This is a genomic window from Thiocystis violacea, from assembly GCF_016583565.1.
GTDB classification, from domain to species: Bacteria; Pseudomonadota; Gammaproteobacteria; order Chromatiales; family Chromatiaceae; genus Thiorhodococcus; species Thiorhodococcus violaceus_A.
The window spans coordinates 51,401-69,362 of the sequence record NZ_NRRF01000006.1; the positions used below are offsets into that span (position 1 = coordinate 51,401).

The following is a 17,962-nucleotide window of genomic DNA, read 5'->3' on the forward strand; positions in this document are numbered from 1 at the left end:
CAGCCCCATCTCTCGCCGCTCCCGTCACGCCCCCGCGGGCGACGATGCCGAGCGGCGAGCCGAAACCCAGGATGCTTTCGCAACAGCACGACCATCCCTAGCGTCGGTCGCGCGCACCCCATCGGAGCGACAATCAAAGGCGACCGAAAGGGCACTTCCCGACACCCAGAAACGAAAAACGGGACCCGAAGGTCCCGTTCAGATACAGCAACTTTTAGGCTAACGCTTAGAAGTCGTGGATCATACCAACCGAGAAGCCATCCCAACCCGCTTGCGGAGCGTCGTCATCGACCTGGGTGTAGAGCACATAGGCCTTGGTGCGCTTGCTGAAATTGTGATCAAAGGCGATCGCCCAGGTGTAGTAATCACCTTCGATGGAATCCTTAAACTCGTTGACGCTGTTGAATTCGTCGACGCGACCATCACGATTGCCACTACCATACATGGCCTTGACCATGTTGTTGGCGAAGGCATAGCCAGCCTGAATCTGCCAGAGATTCAGCTTATCGTTCGCCAGCGGGTTGATCTGCCCTTCAGGCAGGTTGGACTGCTCTTCATAGATACCGGTCAGCGTGAAGCCGTTCCAGTCCATCAGGCCGAGGCCGAGACGCCACTTGGTATAGTCGTCACCCACATAGCCGGCACGACGGACCCACGGGAAGGTCTGACTCAAGGTGCTGCCCAGCTGACTGGTCAGCGAATTCATGAACAGCTCGTTGCTCAGGGACTCGTACGCCAAGGACGCATAGAAGGGGCCGTTGCTGTAGATACCAGCAAGAGAGTAGGCCTCGGCGATGCTGTCGGAATTGATATTCTCTTCGGAGATGGCCGTGGAGGCACCACCCGCATGCACTGCCGCCGCCAACTGGAAGCCGCTCATGCTGGGGCTGACGTAGGCGACCGCGTTGTCGGCACGGATGTCGTCGAAGCCGACGGTGCCGTTGTAGTCGGCCATGGTGTCGGTGAAGAGATCGAGCTTCGCGGTCGAGGTCTTATAAGGGGTGTCGTTACGACCCACCACGAAGGTACCCCAGCCGCCAGCAAGACCAGCGAACGTATTACGCATGGTGACGTGCTCGGCGTTACCGCCGGAAGCGACGTTACCGGCGGTGCTCTCCTCAGTCATCTGGATACCGAATTCGACCTGGTAGATCGCCTTGAGGCCGTTACCCAGATCTTCGGAACCCTTGACGCCGATGCGGTTGGCGCGCAAAGCACCAGGAATCGCGCCGCCCCCGTTCAGACCCCAGCCCTGATAGTTCTTGGGCGCATAACCGATGATCTGGCCGCCCACTGGATCGACCACGGGCTTTGTGCCATAACCTTCGACGTCCGCCCAGTCAATCGACATATGCAGCTTGCCGTAGAGAATGGCTTCTGCCATCGCGGCGGTCGGAGCGACCATGGCGGCGGCGACCGCTAGAGTAAGGAGTTTCTTGTTCATGCTGTTCTCCGCTGTTGTGAATTTGTCAGTTTGACTGCAGAAACCGAACGCAATCATGCTTTGCGCTGTGAACTATAGAGGACGACAGGGCGTTTTGCAACAGATTGGGCGAAAAAAAGACACACCGCCGTTTTGTGTAGCATTTTTACACCAGACCAGGCGCCAGGAAAAGGTTCGCGATCGATAAAGGGGCGAATTCTTTACCAAAGGACGACACCAAGCCAGCGTGAAGGCGAGCACAGAAATACCACGCACGCGAGCTCTGCATCATCCTAGCAGAGCTTCAGGAGCGTCGAAAACGCCTAAAAACCTGATCGAGATCAAAGAATTTAGCGAGCGCCACCCATAGAAAGGGACACGTACGGCGCAGCCGCCGCCAGAGGCATCGGCGAGATGCACTCGGCATGTTGCAAAAAGAGCACATTTTGAATGGATTATTTTGCGCGCCTAAGATCCTAACGCGCGGCCTGTCGCCACGACACCTCGACCGCGGCCCAGCCGGTAAATCAGCGAGATCGCGACCAGCCCTCGCGAGATCTGCACGGAATTGCAACACGATGCGCTTAGATGTCTTGGCGCCCATGCGCGCCGCGACCACCAGCGCTCGCAAGAAACAGCACCACACAAAGAAAAACCCCGCGGGAGCGTTTCCGCTCAAGCAGGGTTTAGGTGCGCCAGAAGTTGGCTGGGGGACTAGGATTCGAACCTAGGTTAGCGGAGTCAGAGTCCGCTGTCCTACCACTAGACGATCCCCCAAAAAACGCGACAACAAAGCGGCGTCCAGCCAGAGAGCGACCGGGCGCCAGCTTCCACTAACGCTTGGAGTACTGAGGACGTTTGCGCGCCTTGTGCAGGCCTACCTTCTTCCGCTCGACCTCACGCGCATCGCGCGTCAGGAAACCGGCGCGGCGCATGGGGCTGCGCAGTTCCTCGTTGTACTCGACCAGAGCGCGGGCGATGCCGTGACGGATGGCGCCAGCCTGACCGGTGGTACCACCGCCCTTGACCGTCACTTTCACGTCGAGCCGCTCAGCCATCCCCGCCGTCTGGAGCGGCTGACGAACGACCATGCGAGCGGTTTCGCGCCCGAAATATTGATCCAACGGCCGACCATTGACCGTGATATCACCAGAGCCCACCGCCAAGAAGACACGTGCGGCAGACGTCTTACGGCGACCAGTAGAGAGTTGCGTGCCTGACATACGCCTGATTCCTAAACGTTGAGCTCGAGAGTCTGTGGCTGTTGGGCCTGATGCGCGTGATTCGGGCCGGCGTAGACACGCAGCTTCTTGATCATCGCGCGACCCAACGGACCGCGGGGGAGCATGCCTTTGACGGCGAGTTGAATCGCGCGCTCGGGAGCAGTCTCCAACAGCTTGGCAAGATTGGTCGACTTGAGGTTTCCGACATAGCCCGTATGACGGTAGTACATTTTATCCTGCCGCTTGTTGCCGGTCACGCGGATCTTCTCGGCGTTGACCACAACCAGGTAGTCGCCCGTATCGACATGCGGGGTGTACTGAGGCTTGTGCTTGCCGCGCAGCCGCAGCGCAAGCTCGCTGGCCAGACGACCAAGGGTTTTGTCCTCAGCGTCAACTAGGTACCAGGCGCGGCGAACCTCGGCGGGTTTGGCGCTAACAGTCGTCGTCATGATCCTTCGCTCCGGGAAGCCCGCACGCGGAATGGCAGCGCGCTGGCCGTAAAATCGTTATCTGCGTCGAGAAAGACCGCGAACTATACGCGACACACGTAGCGGCCGCAACACCTTTTGGCATCCAGCTCGGCACCGGCCGGGCTTTGGGTCTCCGGAGCACTGACCAGCAGCCGCTTCGTTGCCGCGGCGACATGCCTGGAGCGCCCCGATCTCGGCGTTTGGGCAAAACCGACCGGTGGCGTGGGTCTCCAGAACACGCCAGCGTCACGAGGGTTCATCACCGAGCCGCAATCGCTCGACCACGCGCCCTTCGACGAGGTGCTCATGCAGGATCTCCTCGACGTCTTCGCGGTCGACATAGGTGTACCAGACGCCTTCGGGATAGACGACCAGCGCCGGCCCCTCCGCGCAGCGGCCCAGACACCCAGCCGTGTTGATGCGCACACCGCCCGGTCCAGAGATACCCAACTCCTTGGTGCGACGCTTGAGGTAGTCACGTACCCAGGCAGCGCCGGCAGACCCGCAGCACTGGATGCCGGCGTCGCGCTGGTTGGTGCAGAAGAAGACATGGTGTTTATAGTAAGCCATGATCGTAGTCAGCCATCATCAATGACCTGAATTGGAGCAGGCAGGGCAGAAGGAGGTTACCATGAGAGCCGCAGGGCGAGCAGTCGCCGGCGCCGAGACATCCCGCCCCGCACCAGTCGACCACTCCGATCTCCCTGCCCGCCGCCCCTTCCCAGCCTCCGAACCAGAACTCCTCCTTGAACACTCAGGCCGCGCCGACAATTCCACCCCCACAGCATCCACCGTCCGACCAAGAACTGCTCCGCTTGGCAGACCAGTGCGTGAAGTGCGGATACTGCCTTCCGCACTGTCCAACCTATGTGAAGACACGCAACGAAGCCGATTCACCGCGCGGGCGCATCGCCCTCATCCAGGGCTGGGTGTCTGGCGAGCTCGAGATGTCGCCAGCCATGGCCAGGCATCTGGACGGATGCCTCACCTGCCGCGCCTGCGAGACGGCATGTCCCTCGCTCGTCGCCTACGGGCGTCTGGCGGACGGCGCAAAGGCTCGCCGGACCGCGCGGCAACCCGCCTGGCGGCGTATCACGCGGCGCCTGGGGCTTCACGCCCTGTCGCACGCGCGCGTCATGCAAGCGATTGGCCGACTGGCGAAGGGTTACAACGCGATCGGCCTCGCCCGACTGGCCGAACGCCTGAGCATCCACAGCCTTCACAGGCTAGCGGCCTATCATCGGATCGCGGCGGCCCTGAGCAGGACGGCGCGCCCGTCGACCCCCAGGGATCCGCGGGACAGCAGACTCGACCTCTTCATCGGCTGCATGGGATCGAGCGCGCAGGGCGCCGCCGTGCAAGCGGCCATCAGGGTCTGCGAGCGGCTCGATCTGAACCCAAGGGTGTCGGCTGACTCAGACTGCTGCGGCGCGCTGATGCGCCACAATGGCTTTCCCGAGGAAGCCGACCGCTACCGCGCAGCCGTTGCCCGCGCGCATGCGGGCCGCCCGCTGGTCGGGCTGTCCAGCGCTTGCGTCGCGGAGCTGAAGGAGCATCCGCAGCTGAGGGAGACGCAGGAGATCTGCGCCTTCCTGGAATCGATCGACTGGCCGCCGACATTGCAGCTCAAAAGGCTCGAACGCACAGTGGCGGTTCACGAGCCCTGCTCGCACCGCAACCTGCTGGGCGGAGTCAGCGCCGTTTACGACCTGCTGAAGCGGATCCCCGGGATCCAGGTCGCGCCATTGGCCGGAAACGATCAGTGCTGCGGCGCGGCCGGGACTTACCTCTTGCAGCAGCCGGCAATGGCGGCCAGGCTCCTGGAGGACAAGCTCACTGCCGCCCGCCGGGCGCATCCGGACATCCTGGTCACCACCAATCCAGGCTGCGCCTTGCACCTGATCGCAGGTTTCCACGAGGCAGGACTGGAGATCGAAGTCTGCCACCCCATTGAACTCATTGCCCGGCAACTGCCCGAATGACGATCGACCAGCCGCTCACGCCTGAGCGCGGCGACGGACACCCCATCGCCAGGCCGCGACCCGCGCAGCGGGTTGAAACCCGAGATCCCGCCACTCAGAATGCAGAAGACTGGAACCTTTCAGAACGATTCTCCCGCGCCAGAACGATTGGCGCGCCCCGGAACGATTCGCACACTCACGAAGCATTCGCGCCTATGAGCATCCAGACGACCAATACCCGCCGCTATTCCCCCTTGGACGACGTGCTGATCAGCGCCGATCACGCCCTGCGCACCCTCTTCGGCCGCCCGCAAACCACAGAACGCACCAATCCGGCCGCGCCCCTGCCCGAGACCGAGCTGCGGGAAGACCAGAGGAAGCACGTCGCACGCCTGATGCGGATCAACCACACCGGCGAGGTTTGCGCTCAAGCCCTCTATCAGGGGCAAGCCTTGACCGCCAAGCTGCCGGAGACACGCCAGCGCATGGAGCGCTCGGCCGAAGAGGAGAACGACCACCTCGCGTGGTGCGAGACGCGCCTGGAGGAGCTTGGTGACCGCAAGAGCCTGCTCAACCCACTGTGGTACGCCGGCGCCTTTGCGATGGGCGCCGCCACGGGACTGGCTGGGGACAAGTGGAGCCTGGGCTTCGTCGTCGAAACCGAACACCAGGTCGAAAGTCACCTCAACACGCACCTGGAGCAAATCCCGACTCATGACGAGAAGAGCCGAGCCATCCTTGAGCAGATGAAGGTCGATGAGATCAAACACGCCCAGATCGCCAAATCAGCGGGCGGCGCAGATCTGCCAAGCCCCATTCGCTTCGCGATGAAGCTGACCTCGCGGATCATGACACGCACGGTCTATTGGGTTTGAGCGCAGCCCCCAAAGGCCCGAGGCGCCACGCTCGCGAGGGAGCGACGCGACGCCTGGGCGCCCCGCCACGCGGCTGACGGTCGAATCCACCCCCCTCAGCGCCCCATGAACTCCGAATTCCGCGCTAGATTCCGCCGGTAACTGATAGCCCTCCGCGGATTGGTCTCGGGATAGGCGTGAACCCTGATGTGACGCTTGTCGAGGCGGGCAACCACGGCATCCGGCAGGGGGCCAGGCGTCGCGTTGCACGAGACGGGTGCCAGTCCATGATGGTGCCGTCAACAGGCACTAGCCTTCCCGGATCTCGAAGTCGTGTGTCACGCTCGCCATGGCCCCCAGCATGATGGAGGCAGAGCAGTACTTCTCCGCGCTCAGCCGAATCGCCTGCTCGACGCGCTTGGGGTCCAGAGCGCGACCGGTGACGATGAAATGGGCATGGATGCGCGTAAAGATCTTGGGATCCTGCTCGGCGCGTTCCGCCTCCAGCTCCACGATGCAATCCGTGACCTCCTGCCTGGCCTTGCGCAGGATCAGCAGGACGTCGAACTGCGTGCAGCCGCCCATGCCCAGCAAGAGCATCTCCATGGGACGCACGCCGACATTGCGCCCGCCAAGCTCCGGCGGGCCATCCATCACCACGCCATGGCCCGAACCGGCCTCGCCCAGCATCGCGACGCCATCGATCCATTTCACTCTCGCCTTCATCCACGCACCTACCTGATCGTCTCAGTCTCTGCTTCGATCGTCGAATCTCAATCGGATTCGAAGGATTTTCGCTTAAGCCCTTGCGAGCCTTGCCGTTAAACTGTACACAAGCAAAGGCACCAGACCAGCGCGGCCAATCAGCCATGCCCTCGATAGGCGGCCATGCGCCGCTCGGCGTGCCCAGCCCGAAACAGGCCCCGAGGCTAGCACAGTTCGACAAGGCACCACAGCACACCTAGAATCAGGACTAACCCGTCCCCCATGACAGGCCCAGCTATGAGCATCGTGAAACTCCCAAAAGAAGACCCGCATTGGCTGGAGCCATTCCTGGCTCAGTGCCATACCAAGAGCTACGACAAGAACGTGGAGTTCATCCGCCAGGGACAGGCCGCCGAGAGCCTCTACTATCTCATCGATGGCTCAGTCTCCGCCCTGATGTTTGACGAGGAAGAGCGGCGCGAGCTGATGCTTGCCTACATCAACAAGGGTGAGTTCATCGGCGAGATGGGACTCTTCATCCCGCAGAACATGCGCAGCGTCATCATCCGCACCCGCACCAAGTGCAAGGTCGCCGAGATCACCTACCAACGGCTCGACCGACTCCTGAACGACGAACTCAAGGAGGTCGCCAAGGAACTCCTCTACAGCATCGGCGAACAGCTCTCGCTGCGTCTCCAGGTGACCAGCCGCAAAGTTGGCCATTTAGCCTTCCTGGATGTCACCGGGCGCATCGCCGGGACACTGCTGGACCTTTGCAAACAGCCGGATGCGATGACCCACCCGGACGGCATGCAGATCCGCGTCACGCGCCAGGAACTGGGACGCATCGTCGGCTGCTCGCGCGAGATGGCGGGGCGCGTGATGAAGAGCCTGGAGGAGCAGGGACTAGTGAGCGTCAAGGGCAAGACGATCGTCGTCTTCGGGACGCGCTGACCCACCCAGCAGCGTGGGGAGGCTGTTTCGACAGCCGACCATGCACCACCTTGGTCGGCGTGCGCCTCTGTCATTGCGAAGGTAGTGACAGGATGCCTGTTCTCGGCGCTCGTGGCACCCTTCTACGGCGCCACTCCAATGGCGGCGCTCTGTGCCAGAAGCTCCACCGCCCATCCGCGCACAGCACTCATCCGATCACAGCACTCATCCCCGCACAGCACTCAATCGAAAAACAACCTCGCCAACTCGGCGCCTGGATCAGGCGCGCGCATGAAGGCCTCGCCCACCAGGAAGGCGTTGACGTCGTGACCACGCATGCGGCTCACGTCATCACGGCTCAGGATCCCACTCTCGGTCACCAGCAAGCGGTCCCGCGGGATGGCTCCGAGCAGGTCGATGGTCGTCTCCAGGCTGACCTCGAAGGTCCGAAGGTTACGGTTGTTGATGCCGACCAGCCGACCCGGCACGGCAAGCGCCCGCTCCAACTCCTCCGCGTCGTGGACCTCGACGAGCACATCCAGCCCCAACTCCTGCGCCAAGCCGCTCAGCGCGCTCAAGGGGCCATCATCCAGACAGGAGGCGATGAGGAGAATGCAGTCCGCCCCCATGACCTTGGCCTCGTAGACTTGGTAAGGGTCGATGATGAAGTCCTTGCGAATCACGGGTAGGGCGCACGCCGCGCGCGCCTGCTGCAGGTAGGCATCACTGCCCTGAAAGAAGTCGACATCCGTCAGGACCGAGAGACAAGCCGCACCCCCTCGCGCGTAGCTCAGGGCGATCTCCGCCGGTCGAAAATCCTCGCGAAGCACACCCCTGCTGGGGCTTGCCTTCTTGATTTCCGCGATCACGGCAGCATGCCCCAGGGCGATCCGCCCCGCGAGCGCGGACGCGAATCCCCGGCTCGGCTCGGTGTCCGCGACGGCGGCGACGAGATCGGCTTGCGGACGCCGCTCAATGCGTGCGCGAACCTCTTCGACCTTACGTCGAATGATCTTCTTCAGGATGTCTGGGGTCTCGGCCATGGGTGGGGTATCGCGGTCAGGTGTCAGGTGTCAGGTGTCAGGTGTCAGGTGTCAGGTGTCAGGTGAGTAGGCGCTCGCGGGGGGATGTCCGCTCAATGGAGTCGGAGCTGGTGTGCTGACTGATCCCTGCGCAGAGAGGATGAGCGGGATTTTCAGTGCTGGGATGGCGCGAAACTCGCCGTCAGCGTCACCAGTCGCTCCAGCCGCTTCAGCGCCTCGCCGCTCGCGACAGCCTCGGCCGCCAAGGACAGACCATCGGCGAGCGAGTCTGCGCGGCCCGCGGCATAGATGGCGGCCCCCGCATTGAGCTGGACGATGTCCCGGGCCGGCCCGGAGCGGCCCTCGAGGACGCCGCGCAGCATCGCCAGGCTCTCGGCTGGATCCTTGACGCGAATCTGATCCAGCCCGGCACGCCGCAGGCCGAAGTCCTCCGGCCGGATGCTGTAGCGATGAATCTCGCCACCCTTGAGCTCGGCCACATCCGTGGTCTCGGCGATGCTGATCTCATCCAGACCGTCGCGCGCGTGGACGACCAGGACATGACGGCTGCCCAGCCGCTGCAGCACCTCGGCCAAGGGCACGAGCAGGTCCGCGCTGAAGACGCCCAAGAGCTGGTTCGGGACAGCGGCCGGATTGGTCAGCGGCCCCAAGACATTGAAGAGCGTGCGCACACCCAGCTCACGGCGCGGGCCGACGGCGTGCTTCATGGCGCTGTGGTGCCCTGGCGCGAACATGAAGCCGACGCCCACCTCGCGCACGCAGCGCGCCACCTGATCCGGCGAGAGATCCAGGCGCACGCCGGCGGCCTCCAGGACATCGGCGGCACCCGACTTGCTGGAGACGGAGCGATTGCCGTGCTTGGCGACATGACAGCCCGCGGCGGCGGCCACGAACATGCTGGTCGTGGAGACATTGAAGGTCCCCGAGGAATCGCCGCCGGTGCCGACGATGTCGACCGCATAGTCCAGCCCCGAGATATCGACGCCGGTCGCCAACTCGCGCATGACCTGCGCGGCTGCGGCGATTTCCGCAACCGTCTCCCCCTTCATGCGCAGACCGACCAAGAAGCCCGCGATCTGCGCCGGCGTCGCGCCACCCGTCATGATGGTGCGCATGACGATCGCCATCTCCGCGCCGGTGAGATCCTGGCGCTCGATGCAGCGCCCGATCGCGTCTTTGAGTTCCATGTCAGCGGTCCTCCAGGAAGTTCCGAAGCAGGGCGTGGCCATGCTGGGTCAGGATGGACTCCGGATGGAACTGCACGCCCTGAATGGGCATCTCACGATGCCGCACGCCCATGATGGCCTCGCACTCCCCCTCCGCGGTTTGCGTCCAGGCGGTCACCTCGAGGCAATCCGGCAGGGTCGCCTGGTCGATCACCAGCGAGTGATAGCGCGTCGCCTCGAAGGGATTGCCCAGACCGCTGAAGACGCCTTGGTCGCGATGATGGACGGGCGAGGTCTTGCCGTGCATGACGGCCGGCGCCTTGATGATGTCGCCGCCGAAGGCCTGCCCGATGGACTGGTGCCCGAGACAGACGCCCAGAATCGGCACGCGGCCGGCCATGGCCCGGATCAGCGGCACCGAGATCCCCGCCTCGCTCGGCGTGCAGGGTCCGGGAGAGATGACGAGGCGCGCGGGCGCGAGCGCAACGACCTCCTCGACACTCAGCTCGTCGTTGCGCACGACCTTGACCTCGGCGCCCAGCTCACCGAAATACTGGACCAGGTTGTAGGTGAAGGAATCATAGTTGTCGATCATGAGCAGCATGGTCAGACCCTCTTCAGCCCGCAGCCATAGCGATCGATCCCGACCTCGGCCGCCGTCACGGCACGAAAGACGGCGCGCCCCTTGTTCATGGTCTCCTGCCACTCCATCTGCGGCTGCGAGTCGGCGACGATGCCCGCCCCCGCCTGGATATGCAGCATGCCATCCTGGATGACTGCGGTTCGGATGGCGATGGCGGTGTCCATGTTGCCGTTCCAGGAGAGATAGCCGACGGCGCCCGAATAGATGCCGCGCTTGACGGGCTCCAGCTCGTCGATGATCTCCATGGCGCGGATCTTGGGCGCGCCCGAGACGGTGCCCGCCGGGAAGGTCGCGCGCAGGACGTCGATGGCGCTCATGCCCTCCTTGAGCTGGCCGACGACGTTGGAGACGATGTGCATGACGTGGGAGTAACGCTCGACGATCATGCGATCGGTCAAGCGCACGCTGCCGATCTCGGCGACGCGACCGGCATCGTTGCGACCCAGATCGATCAGCATCAGATGCTCGGCCAGCTCCTTGGGGTCCGCCAGCAGCTCCGCCTCGAGCGCCTGGTCTTCTTCCTCGGTAGCGCCGCGCGGCCGTGTGCCCGCGATGGGTCGGACCGTGATGACCCCGTCTTCCAGTCGGGTGAGGATCTCGGGTGAGGAGCCGACGATCTGGAAGTCGCCGAGATCCAGGAAGTACATATAGGGCGACGGATTGAGCCCACGCAGCGCGCGATAGAGGTCGAGCGGCGGCGCCTGAAAGGGGATGGAGAGCCGTTGCGAGAGCACGACCTGCATGCAGTCGCCCTCCAGGATGTACGCCTTGATTCGCTCGACGGCCGCCTTGAAGCCCGCCTCCGTGAAACCGGAGACGAAGTCCGCCTCCGTCACCTGGCGATCCGATCCACCGCTGCCGTTCGGCGTGCTCTGGCGCATGCGCGCGTTCAGCTCGGCGATGCGCGCCTCGCCCGCCTCCAGGGTATCGCCAGCGGTCGGATCCAGGTGCAGGATGATGTACATGCGCCCGCTGAGGTTGTCGAAGACGACCACCTCATCGGACTCCATGAGCAGGATATCCGGCGTGCCCAGCTGATCGGGATTGGGGCAGGTGGCCAGCTTGGGTTCGATATAGCGGATGGTGTCATAGCCGAAATAGCCGACCAGCCCGCCCGTGAAACGCGGCAGATCGCCGAGTTCGGCGACCCGGAAGCGGGCCTGATAGGCCTCGATCCAGGACAGCGGGTCCGGGCTCTCGACCTCCTCGATCAGGCGGCCGTCGCGCTCGACCCGAATCTGATCGCCGGTGATCTTGATGAGGGTGCGGCAGGGCAGACCGATGATGGAATAGCGGCCCCACTTCTCGCCGCCCTGCACGGATTCAAAGAGATAGGAGTATGGCCCCTTCGCAAGCTTGAGATAGACACTGAGCGGCGTTTCGAGGTCCGCCAGCACCTCGCAGGCGATCGGAATGCGGTTGTGGCCCTGATCGGCCAGGGCACGAAAGGTCTTGGGGGTCATGAGGATCTCCGGGCAGGAATCAGCAAAGGGGGTGGCCGAGACGCTTCAGCGTCGCCATCGCCGCCCTGTCATTGCGCGCATGGAATGCGTCTGCATCGTGCCCCGTCCTCGCCCCTCGCTCATGCCTGTGGCGCCAAGAGGCCCCGCAGCTCGGCCAGGGAATCGATCACCGCGTCCGGGTTGGAGTCGCGGATATCCTGGCCGTGATTGTAGCCGTAGCTGGTGCAGATGATCGCGAAGCCGGCGGCCCGCGCGGCGGACACGTCGCTGACCGAATCGCCGATCATGAGGGCATCCTCGGGCGCCGCGCCGAAATGCCCGGCGGCATGCATCAAGGGCAGCGGATCCGGCTTCTTGCGCGGCAGGGTGTCGCCGCTCACCACGATCCCGAAATCGTCGGCGAGCCCCATGTGCTCCAGCAGGGGCTCCGTAAAACGCGCTGCCTTGTTGGTAATGCAGCCCAGCGCATAGCCGGCCGACTTCATGAAGTCGATCCCCTCCCGCACCCCGGGATAGAGGACCGAGCGGTTGTAGGTGTTGGCCGCGTAGAGCTCCAGGAAGACCGGATAGGCGCGCTGATAGAGCACCTCATCCGGCTCGCCGTCCAGCTGCCCGATCAAGGCGCGCCGCACCAAACGCTCCACGCCATTGCCGACCCAGTCGCGCACAGCCGCCTCGCCGCGCAACGGCAGGCCCAGTCGCGCCATCATGGCATCGACGCAATAGGCGAGGTCGGGGACGCTGTCCACCAGCGTCCCATCCAGGTCACAGAGGATCATCTTTGGCCGAAACATTCGATACAGCTCCCGCTCTCGATCCGACACTCAGCGACCGACGCGGCCGAGCGCCGCGCGCATCTGCGCGATGATGCTGTCGTAGCGGTTGGGATCCGTGTCCTTGCCCTTGCCGAAGATGCCGGAGCCCGACACGAAGGTATCCGCGCCCGCGGCCTTGATCTCGGCGATGTTGTCCACCTTCACACCACCGTCGACCTCCAGGCGGATGTCGAGCCCCGAGTCGTCGATGATCTCGCGCACCTCGCGCAGCTTGTCGAGCGCCGAGGGGATGAAACTCTGGCCGCCAAAGCCCGGATTCACCGACATCAGCAGGATCATGTCGACCTTCTCCAAGACATAGTCCAGATAGCTCAGGGGCGTGGCGGGATTGAAGACCAGGCCGGCCTTGCAACCCTCGCCGCGGATGAGCTGCAGGGTGCGGTCGACGTGCTCGCTCGCCTCCGGGTGGAAGGTGATGTAGGTCGCGCCGGCGGCGGCGAAGTCGGGAATGATGCGGTCCACCGGCTTGACCATGAGGTGCACGTCGATGGGCGCGGTCACGCCATGCTTGCGCAGCGCCTCGCACACCAGCGGCCCGATGGTGAGATTGGGCACATAGTGGTTGTCCATGACATCGAAATGGACAATGTCGGCGCCGGCGGCGAGCACGCTGTCCACCTCCTGCCCGAGCTTGGCGAAATCAGCCGACAAAATCGAAGGTGCAATGAGATCAACCGCCATGAGTCGTGTCCTCCGCAAGCCTCGGTGCCGCGCGGGAGCCGGGGCTAGTCAGGGTTTGGTTTTAGGTGTGGGGCAGGCCAAAGCCCGCAACTCTAACCCATGCGAGGGAGATTTTCACTCCACGGCGAACCCGGCAGTCGCAGAGCGGGCTCCAACGCCTCGACCAGCCTCAGCCGCGGAGAACTGGGCTCGCGCCTCACTTGCCCTTCAGGTACTGCTCGTCGCTGAAGGAGTAGACCCACCGCGGCTTGAAGACGACCAGCACGACCAGCACCCAGCCGTTGAGAAAGGCCTCGGGCATGAACATGAGCGGAAAGAAGGGGATGACCGTCTCACCCATGTCCGCATAGCTGTAGGCCCCGCTCAGAACCAACGAACCGATCGCACAGTAGGCGGAGAGCGCCGCCACCAGCCCCGCGGTCACGAAGCCGTTGATGAGGACGTAGACGAAGAACTGCTTGGGCAGATACCAGCGGATCAGAATCAGCGCCACCTGCGTCAGGGTGATGGGCATCATGCCGGCGAGGAGCGCGTTCACCGCGAAGCCCTCCCAACTGCCGCCACCGTTCAGCGTGACCCCAACGAGCGCCAACGCGGCCGCGATGACGGCCAGGGACCAGCCGAACATGAGGGTGATCGCCGTGACCCCCAGGAGGTGATACGACAGGCCGGGCTGCACTTGGGTATCCAGGTGCCACAGCAGGAGCACCACCACCGTGGCGCCGAGGAAGACATGAGACTGCTCCTGATCCTTGAGCTTGCGCCAGGGCGCCAACCGCAGTGCCAGCGACAACCCCAGCACGAAGAGGACGCCCATCGCCCAGAGCAGACTGGGCGAGAGCAAATTGGCATCGACCGTCATCTGAGACCTCGCATGAACCACGCCCCTCTCACGACCAGGCCGCAGTGGGTAGAATTGGGGCAACGCGCACCCAAGCTCAACGGAGCCGCCCGCGCCATTTCGGCCTCGGCCCAAGGACGGGGCTGCGCGGACTTCCCGGCCAGCGGGCGCGGGCATCCGAAACCGCAAGACCGCGGGCGGGGCAATCAGCCGGCGAACCCGCAGGATGGAGAACCAACATGCATTACAGAAGGCTCGGCCGCTCCGACATCCAAGTCAGCGCACTCGGCCTCGGCACCATGACCTTCGGCGAGCAGAATACCGAGTCGGACGCCCACGCCCAGCTGGATCGCGCGCGCGAGGCAGGCATCAACTTCATCGACACGGCCGAGATGTATCCGGTTCCGCCGTGTGCGCAGACCCAGGGCTTGACCGAGACCTATATCGGCACCTGGCTCAAGGCCCGTGGATGCCGCGACCAGGTGGTGCTGGCGACTAAGGTCGCCGGCCCTGGAGATTGGCTGCCCCACATCCGCGGCGTCGAGGCACGGCTCGACCGGCGCAATATCGAGGCCGCCCTGGACGACAGTCTGCGGCGCTTACAAACGGAGTGGATCGACCTCTATCAACTCCATTGGCCGGACCGCGAGACCAACTTCTTCGGCAAACTCGGCTTCACGTCCAGCGATGCGGATGACAGCGTCCCCCTACTCGAAACGCTGCGGGTCCTGGACGACCTGGTCAAGGCGGGCAAGATCCGCCAGATCGGCGTCTCCAACGAGACCCCCTGGGGACTGATGCGCTTCCTGGCGCTTGCCGAGACCCAGGGCCTGGCGCGCATGGCCAGCATCCAGAATCCCTACAACCTGCTCAACCGCAGCTTCGAGATCGGGCTCGCGGAGGTCGCCATCCGGGAAGCCTGCGGGCTCTTGGCCTACTCGCCCCTGGCGTTTGGTGTCCTCTCCGGGAAATACCTGAACGGCCAGCGACCGGCCGGCGCGCGCGTCACGCGCTTTGAACGCTTCAGCCGCTACTCGAATCCGCAGGCCGAGCGCGCGACCGCCGACTACGTCGCACTGGCCAGGCGCCACGACCTGGATCCCGCGCAGATGGCGCTCGCCTGGGTGACGAGCCGCCCCTTCACGACCTCCAACATCATCGGGGCCACCACCCTGGCGCAGCTGGACGCCAACCTCGCCAGCATCGACCTCACCCTGGACGAGGCCGTGCTCGCCGAGATCGAGGCGATTCACACCAGACAGCCCAACCCGGCGCCTTGAGAGACCGCCGCGTCGGACAGGCGCCTAGAGCACGGCAGCGGCGGACGCCGCTGCAATCAGCCCATCGATTCCGCGGCGTCCGCACTTGAAGCCCGCCAGGCGAACCGCGCGAGCAATCGCCTCGCCGTGCGACAAACCCCGCGCCAGCCCGTCGATGACACCGGCATTGAGGCAATCGCCCGCCCCCAGGGTGTCGATGACCCGAGCCGGCGGATGCGCCGGCGCATGCTGGACAGTGCCGCCCCGCACCAGGTAATACGCCCCCTCGGCGCCCCAACCGAGGACACAGAGACCCGCATCCGTCCGTGCATAGAGGTGCGCCAGAAAGGCCCCGGGGCGTGCGAAGCCGCTCGCCTCCGCGAAGGACCGGCCGGCCAGAATGAGGTGAGGCCCCTCGAAGAGCGCCTCGATCCCAGGGCGCGGCTTCTCCAGCTCGATGGACACGACAGCCCCTGGGCACCCGCACCGCGCGCTGGCGATCATCCGCGCCGTCTCCGTCGGATGGCGGCCCTCGAAATGGATCCACTGGATCCCGGCCAGGGGAAAACGCTCGAACGCAGCCGCATCCAGCTCGGGGAGATCACGGAAATGCACGATGGTGCGACTTCCGGTCGCGCGACTGAGGGCGATGTAGGAGGTCGGCGTGGTCCCGCCCGGGACGCGAATCGCACCCGCGGCATCGACGCCATGGCGAGCGAGATCCTCCAGGATGTGGCGACTGCCGGCATCCTCGGCCAGGGTCCCGAGCCAGGCGCATCGATGCCCGAGCTGCGCCAGCACGGCCAGGCTGTTGGTCACATTGCCGCCACGGACCCGGCGCTGAGCCAATGCACGCACCTCGGCGTCTTCAGCGGGGTAGGAATCGACCTCGTTGATCAGGTCTAGGGTTGCAATGCCGACGCCGAGGATTCGGCTGACTGCGGAGTGACGAAAGTCGGGCGGGAGATCAGGAATCCCGAGCAACCCGGAATCCCAGCATGTTGAGCTCGGTCTCGGGCACGAAGCGGGCGCGGACGTAGGAGCGCATGGAGGAGGATGGTTTGTTGAAGGCACCGCCGCGCGCGACGCGCGTCATGCAGTCGCCGTCGAGTCGGGCCGAGCCATCGCTCGGGGCACCCTGATAGCTGGCCGTGTAGCAATCGGCGACCCATTCCATGGCATTGCCGGCCGTATCGTAGAGGCCGTAGGGATTGGCGGGAAAGCTCTTGACCGGCGCGGTCGAGCGGTTGTCCCACTGGGTACCGCAGTCGAAGCAGGCGGCTCGATCCGGTTCCAACTCATAGCCCCACCAGAACGAGCTCTGCGTGCCAGCGCGGGCGGCGAGCTCCCATTCCGCCTCGCTCGGCAGCCGATAACGACGGTCGGTCTGCTCCGAGAGCCAGCGGGTGTAGGCCCGCGCATCCTCCCAGGTCACGCCGATGACGGGGCGCGAGCCCCGCCCCCAGCCATAATCCTCCGGCGGTGAGCGGCCGGTCGCGCGCGCGAATCTGTCGTACTCCTGAAAGGTGACCTCATGGACACCAATCATGAAGGGGCGCAGGCTGACACGGTGGGCCGGACTGAAGTCCTGACCCGAGAGGCTGTTGTACCCCATCTCGAAGACACCACCCTCGAGCACCACCATGGCGGGGCCGGGGCCGCCGCTGCGCAGCCGGTCTTGATAGATGCGCGGCGGCGCGCTGGCGGCGCGATCGGGGGCCAGCGCGGGTGCCTCCTCGGTCGGCTCCCCAGCCGGCTCCGCGGAGACGATCGCGTCGAGAGGCTCGCTCGGCAGCAGCTCGGCCCTCGGGGTCAGCCCAGGCAAGGACAGGCCGATGCGGTCCCACATGGAATAGATGAGCGTCACCGTTGCCAGTGAAAGCAGGACGAAGAGCACAACGGCCCCCGCGACCAACAGGTGGGGCGGGATCTTGGGCTTCTCCCGGATGATGACGGGCTCGGGCGGCTGGACGGGCGGAGCCTCCCGCGCGCGTTTCGCCTCGACCAGCTCCTGGCGCAACCGATCGACTTCCGAATGCGCCGCCTTGAGGGATTTCTCCTTGCGCTCGATCTCCTGCTTGAGGCTGTCGTAGGCGATATTCTGGTCTTCGAGTTCGTCTTCCAGCCGGCGGCATTCTTCCGTGATGTGATCGAGCGCCTGCTCCTTGGCCTCCAGGGTCTGCTGCAGCATGGTCATCTCCTGCTGCAGCGCCAGCCGCTCGGTGGCCGACGCGACCGAGCTGTCGGGCGCGAAGTCCCGCTCGGCCAACCTGGTGCTCAGGCGCATGACCTCTTCTTCCGCCTCCCTGCGCATCTGCTCCAGCGTCTTGCGCAAGGACTCGGACTCGTCGTCGTAATGTGTTTGCGAGTCGATTTGTTCGGCCATCTTAGGCATCACCGATGGTGGTCGCTCGGCACAGTCTTTGCCGGCACGGATGTTCTACACGGATTCGATCGGCTG

The 17,962-nt window shown here is 64.4% G+C and carries 18 protein-coding genes and 1 tRNA gene; 4 read left to right on the forward strand and 15 right to left on the reverse strand.

Features of this window, described 5'->3' with window-relative positions:
• Positions 1 to 226 precede the first annotated feature (226 nt).
• The 5 genes from CKO23_RS04070 to CKO23_RS04090 form a co-directional block, all read right to left on the reverse strand.
• Positions 227 to 1,444, reverse strand: coding sequence for a porin (locus CKO23_RS04070; protein WP_200328481.1), 1,218 nt, complete (start codon positions 1,442 to 1,444; stop codon positions 227 to 229).
• Between the two features lie 682 nt (positions 1,445 to 2,126).
• Positions 2,127 to 2,200: transfer RNA gene (locus CKO23_RS04075), tRNA-Gln, on the reverse strand.
• 56 nt (positions 2,201 to 2,256) lie between these two features.
• The gene (gene rpsI, locus CKO23_RS04080) at positions 2,257 to 2,646 is read right to left on the reverse strand and encodes a 30S ribosomal protein S9 (RefSeq protein WP_200328482.1); all 390 of its coding nucleotides are present in this window, start codon (positions 2,644 to 2,646) and stop codon (positions 2,257 to 2,259) included.
• A gap of 11 nt (positions 2,647 to 2,657) precedes the next feature.
• Entirely contained in the window at positions 2,658 to 3,095 is a 438-nt protein-coding gene (rplM, locus tag CKO23_RS04085) for a 50S ribosomal protein L13 (protein ID WP_200328483.1), read from the reverse strand.
• Positions 3,096 to 3,362: 267 nt separating this feature from the next.
• Positions 3,363 to 3,686, reverse strand: a complete 324-nt coding sequence (locus tag CKO23_RS04090; protein WP_200328484.1) for a (2Fe-2S) ferredoxin domain-containing protein — start codon at positions 3,684 to 3,686, stop codon at positions 3,363 to 3,365.
• A gap of 299 nt (positions 3,687 to 3,985) precedes the next feature.
• On the opposite strand from CKO23_RS04090, the gene CKO23_RS04095 reads away from it, so the two are divergent.
• Both CKO23_RS04095 and coq7 read left to right on the forward strand, forming a co-directional pair.
• Complete coding sequence (locus tag CKO23_RS04095) at positions 3,986 to 5,098, forward strand: (Fe-S)-binding protein (protein ID WP_440870559.1); 1,113 nt, start codon at positions 3,986 to 3,988, stop codon at positions 5,096 to 5,098.
• A 194-nt stretch (positions 5,099 to 5,292) separates the two neighbouring features.
• Positions 5,293 to 5,952, forward strand: coding sequence for a 2-polyprenyl-3-methyl-6-methoxy-1,4-benzoquinone monooxygenase (gene coq7 / locus CKO23_RS04100; RefSeq protein ID WP_200328485.1), 660 nt, complete (start codon positions 5,293 to 5,295; stop codon positions 5,950 to 5,952).
• Between the two features lie 288 nt (positions 5,953 to 6,240).
• Here coq7 and CKO23_RS04105 read toward each other — a convergent pair whose 3' ends face one another.
• Entirely contained in the window at positions 6,241 to 6,657 is a 417-nt protein-coding gene (locus CKO23_RS04105) for an OsmC family protein (protein ID WP_200328486.1), read from the reverse strand.
• 276 nt (positions 6,658 to 6,933) lie between these two features.
• On the opposite strand from CKO23_RS04105, the gene crp reads away from it, so the two are divergent.
• The gene (crp, locus tag CKO23_RS04110) at positions 6,934 to 7,590 is read left to right on the forward strand and encodes a cAMP-activated global transcriptional regulator CRP (protein ID WP_200328487.1); all 657 of its coding nucleotides are present in this window, start codon (positions 6,934 to 6,936) and stop codon (positions 7,588 to 7,590) included.
• Between the two features lie 221 nt (positions 7,591 to 7,811).
• Here the strand turns inward: crp and trpC are convergent, their stop codons facing one another.
• The 7 genes from trpC to CKO23_RS04145 all read right to left on the reverse strand — a co-directional run bounded on the left by trpC (position 7,812) and on the right by CKO23_RS04145 (position 14,263).
• Positions 7,812 to 8,612 carry an indole-3-glycerol phosphate synthase TrpC gene (gene trpC / locus CKO23_RS04115; RefSeq protein ID WP_200328488.1) on the reverse strand — a complete coding sequence of 267 codons (801 nt, stop codon included), beginning with the start codon at positions 8,610 to 8,612 and terminating at the stop codon, positions 7,812 to 7,814.
• Between the two features lie 152 nt (positions 8,613 to 8,764).
• Positions 8,765 to 9,799 (reverse strand): anthranilate phosphoribosyltransferase, encoded by a 1,035-nt coding sequence (gene trpD, locus CKO23_RS04120; RefSeq protein ID WP_200328489.1) that lies wholly within the window; start codon positions 9,797 to 9,799, stop codon positions 8,765 to 8,767.
• A gap of 1 nt (position 9,800) precedes the next feature.
• Positions 9,801 to 10,382, reverse strand: a complete 582-nt coding sequence (locus CKO23_RS04125; protein WP_200328490.1) for an anthranilate synthase component II — start codon at positions 10,380 to 10,382, stop codon at positions 9,801 to 9,803.
• Between the two features lie 2 nt (positions 10,383 to 10,384).
• Positions 10,385 to 11,884, reverse strand: coding sequence for an anthranilate synthase component I (trpE, locus tag CKO23_RS04130; protein ID WP_200328491.1), 1,500 nt, complete (start codon positions 11,882 to 11,884; stop codon positions 10,385 to 10,387).
• Between the two features lie 119 nt (positions 11,885 to 12,003).
• Positions 12,004 to 12,678, reverse strand: a complete 675-nt coding sequence (locus CKO23_RS04135) for a phosphoglycolate phosphatase (protein ID WP_200328492.1) — start codon at positions 12,676 to 12,678, stop codon at positions 12,004 to 12,006.
• A gap of 30 nt (positions 12,679 to 12,708) precedes the next feature.
• Positions 12,709 to 13,401: a ribulose-phosphate 3-epimerase gene (gene rpe, locus CKO23_RS04140; protein WP_200328493.1), complete on the reverse strand. Its 693-nt coding sequence runs from the start codon at positions 13,399 to 13,401 to the stop codon at positions 12,709 to 12,711.
• A gap of 196 nt (positions 13,402 to 13,597) precedes the next feature.
• The gene (locus CKO23_RS04145; RefSeq protein ID WP_200328494.1) at positions 13,598 to 14,263 is read right to left on the reverse strand and encodes an energy-coupling factor ABC transporter permease; all 666 of its coding nucleotides are present in this window, start codon (positions 14,261 to 14,263) and stop codon (positions 13,598 to 13,600) included.
• A 218-nt stretch (positions 14,264 to 14,481) separates the two neighbouring features.
• Here CKO23_RS04145 and CKO23_RS04150 point away from each other — a divergent pair, with 218 nt between their 5' ends.
• Positions 14,482 to 15,522, forward strand: coding sequence for an NADP(H)-dependent aldo-keto reductase (locus CKO23_RS04150; protein WP_200328495.1), 1,041 nt, complete (start codon positions 14,482 to 14,484; stop codon positions 15,520 to 15,522).
• Positions 15,523 to 15,546: 24 nt separating this feature from the next.
• Here the strand turns inward: CKO23_RS04150 and CKO23_RS04155 are convergent, their stop codons facing one another.
• Both CKO23_RS04155 and CKO23_RS04160 read right to left on the reverse strand, forming a co-directional pair.
• Complete coding sequence (locus CKO23_RS04155; protein WP_207168421.1) at positions 15,547 to 16,485, reverse strand: PfkB family carbohydrate kinase; 939 nt, start codon at positions 16,483 to 16,485, stop codon at positions 15,547 to 15,549.
• On the reverse strand, positions 16,469 to 17,887 hold the full coding sequence (locus CKO23_RS04160) for an SUMF1/EgtB/PvdO family nonheme iron enzyme (RefSeq protein WP_200328496.1): 1,419 nt from the start codon (positions 17,885 to 17,887) through the stop codon (positions 16,469 to 16,471). The genes CKO23_RS04155 and CKO23_RS04160 overlap by 17 nt, the downstream gene beginning before the upstream one ends.
• Positions 17,888 to 17,962: the final 75 nt, after the last annotated feature.

Bases quoted from the DNA above. Each gene is read 5' to 3' on its own strand.
- CKO23_RS04070 (WP_200328481.1), bottom strand. From the start codon at position 1,444: ATGAACAAGAAACTCCTTACTCTAGCGGTCGCCGCCGCCATGGTCGCT.
- rpsI (WP_200328482.1), bottom strand. From the start codon at position 2,646: ATGTCAGGCACGCAACTCTCTACTGGTCGCCGTAAGACGTCTGCCGCA.
- rplM (WP_200328483.1), bottom strand. From the start codon at position 3,095: ATGACGACGACTGTTAGCGCCAAACCCGCCGAGGTTCGCCGCGCCTGG.
- CKO23_RS04090 (WP_200328484.1), bottom strand. From the start codon at position 3,686: ATGGCTTACTATAAACACCATGTCTTCTTCTGCACCAACCAGCGCGAC.
- coq7 (WP_200328485.1), top strand. From the start codon at position 5,293: ATGAGCATCCAGACGACCAATACCCGCCGCTATTCCCCCTTGGACGAC.
- CKO23_RS04105 (WP_200328486.1), bottom strand. From the start codon at position 6,657: ATGAAGGCGAGAGTGAAATGGATCGATGGCGTCGCGATGCTGGGCGAG.
- crp (WP_200328487.1), top strand. From the start codon at position 6,934: ATGAGCATCGTGAAACTCCCAAAAGAAGACCCGCATTGGCTGGAGCCA.
- trpC (WP_200328488.1), bottom strand. From the start codon at position 8,612: ATGGCCGAGACCCCAGACATCCTGAAGAAGATCATTCGACGTAAGGTC.
- trpD (WP_200328489.1), bottom strand. From the start codon at position 9,799: ATGGAACTCAAAGACGCGATCGGGCGCTGCATCGAGCGCCAGGATCTC.
- CKO23_RS04125 (WP_200328490.1), bottom strand. From the start codon at position 10,382: ATGCTGCTCATGATCGACAACTATGATTCCTTCACCTACAACCTGGTC.
- trpE (WP_200328491.1), bottom strand. From the start codon at position 11,884: ATGACCCCCAAGACCTTTCGTGCCCTGGCCGATCAGGGCCACAACCGC.
- CKO23_RS04135 (WP_200328492.1), bottom strand. From the start codon at position 12,678: ATGTTTCGGCCAAAGATGATCCTCTGTGACCTGGATGGGACGCTGGTG.
- rpe (WP_200328493.1), bottom strand. From the start codon at position 13,401: ATGGCGGTTGATCTCATTGCACCTTCGATTTTGTCGGCTGATTTCGCC.
- CKO23_RS04145 (WP_200328494.1), bottom strand. From the start codon at position 14,263: ATGACGGTCGATGCCAATTTGCTCTCGCCCAGTCTGCTCTGGGCGATG.
- CKO23_RS04150 (WP_200328495.1), top strand. From the start codon at position 14,482: ATGCATTACAGAAGGCTCGGCCGCTCCGACATCCAAGTCAGCGCACTC.
- CKO23_RS04160 (WP_200328496.1), bottom strand. From the start codon at position 17,887: ATGGCCGAACAAATCGACTCGCAAACACATTACGACGACGAGTCCGAG.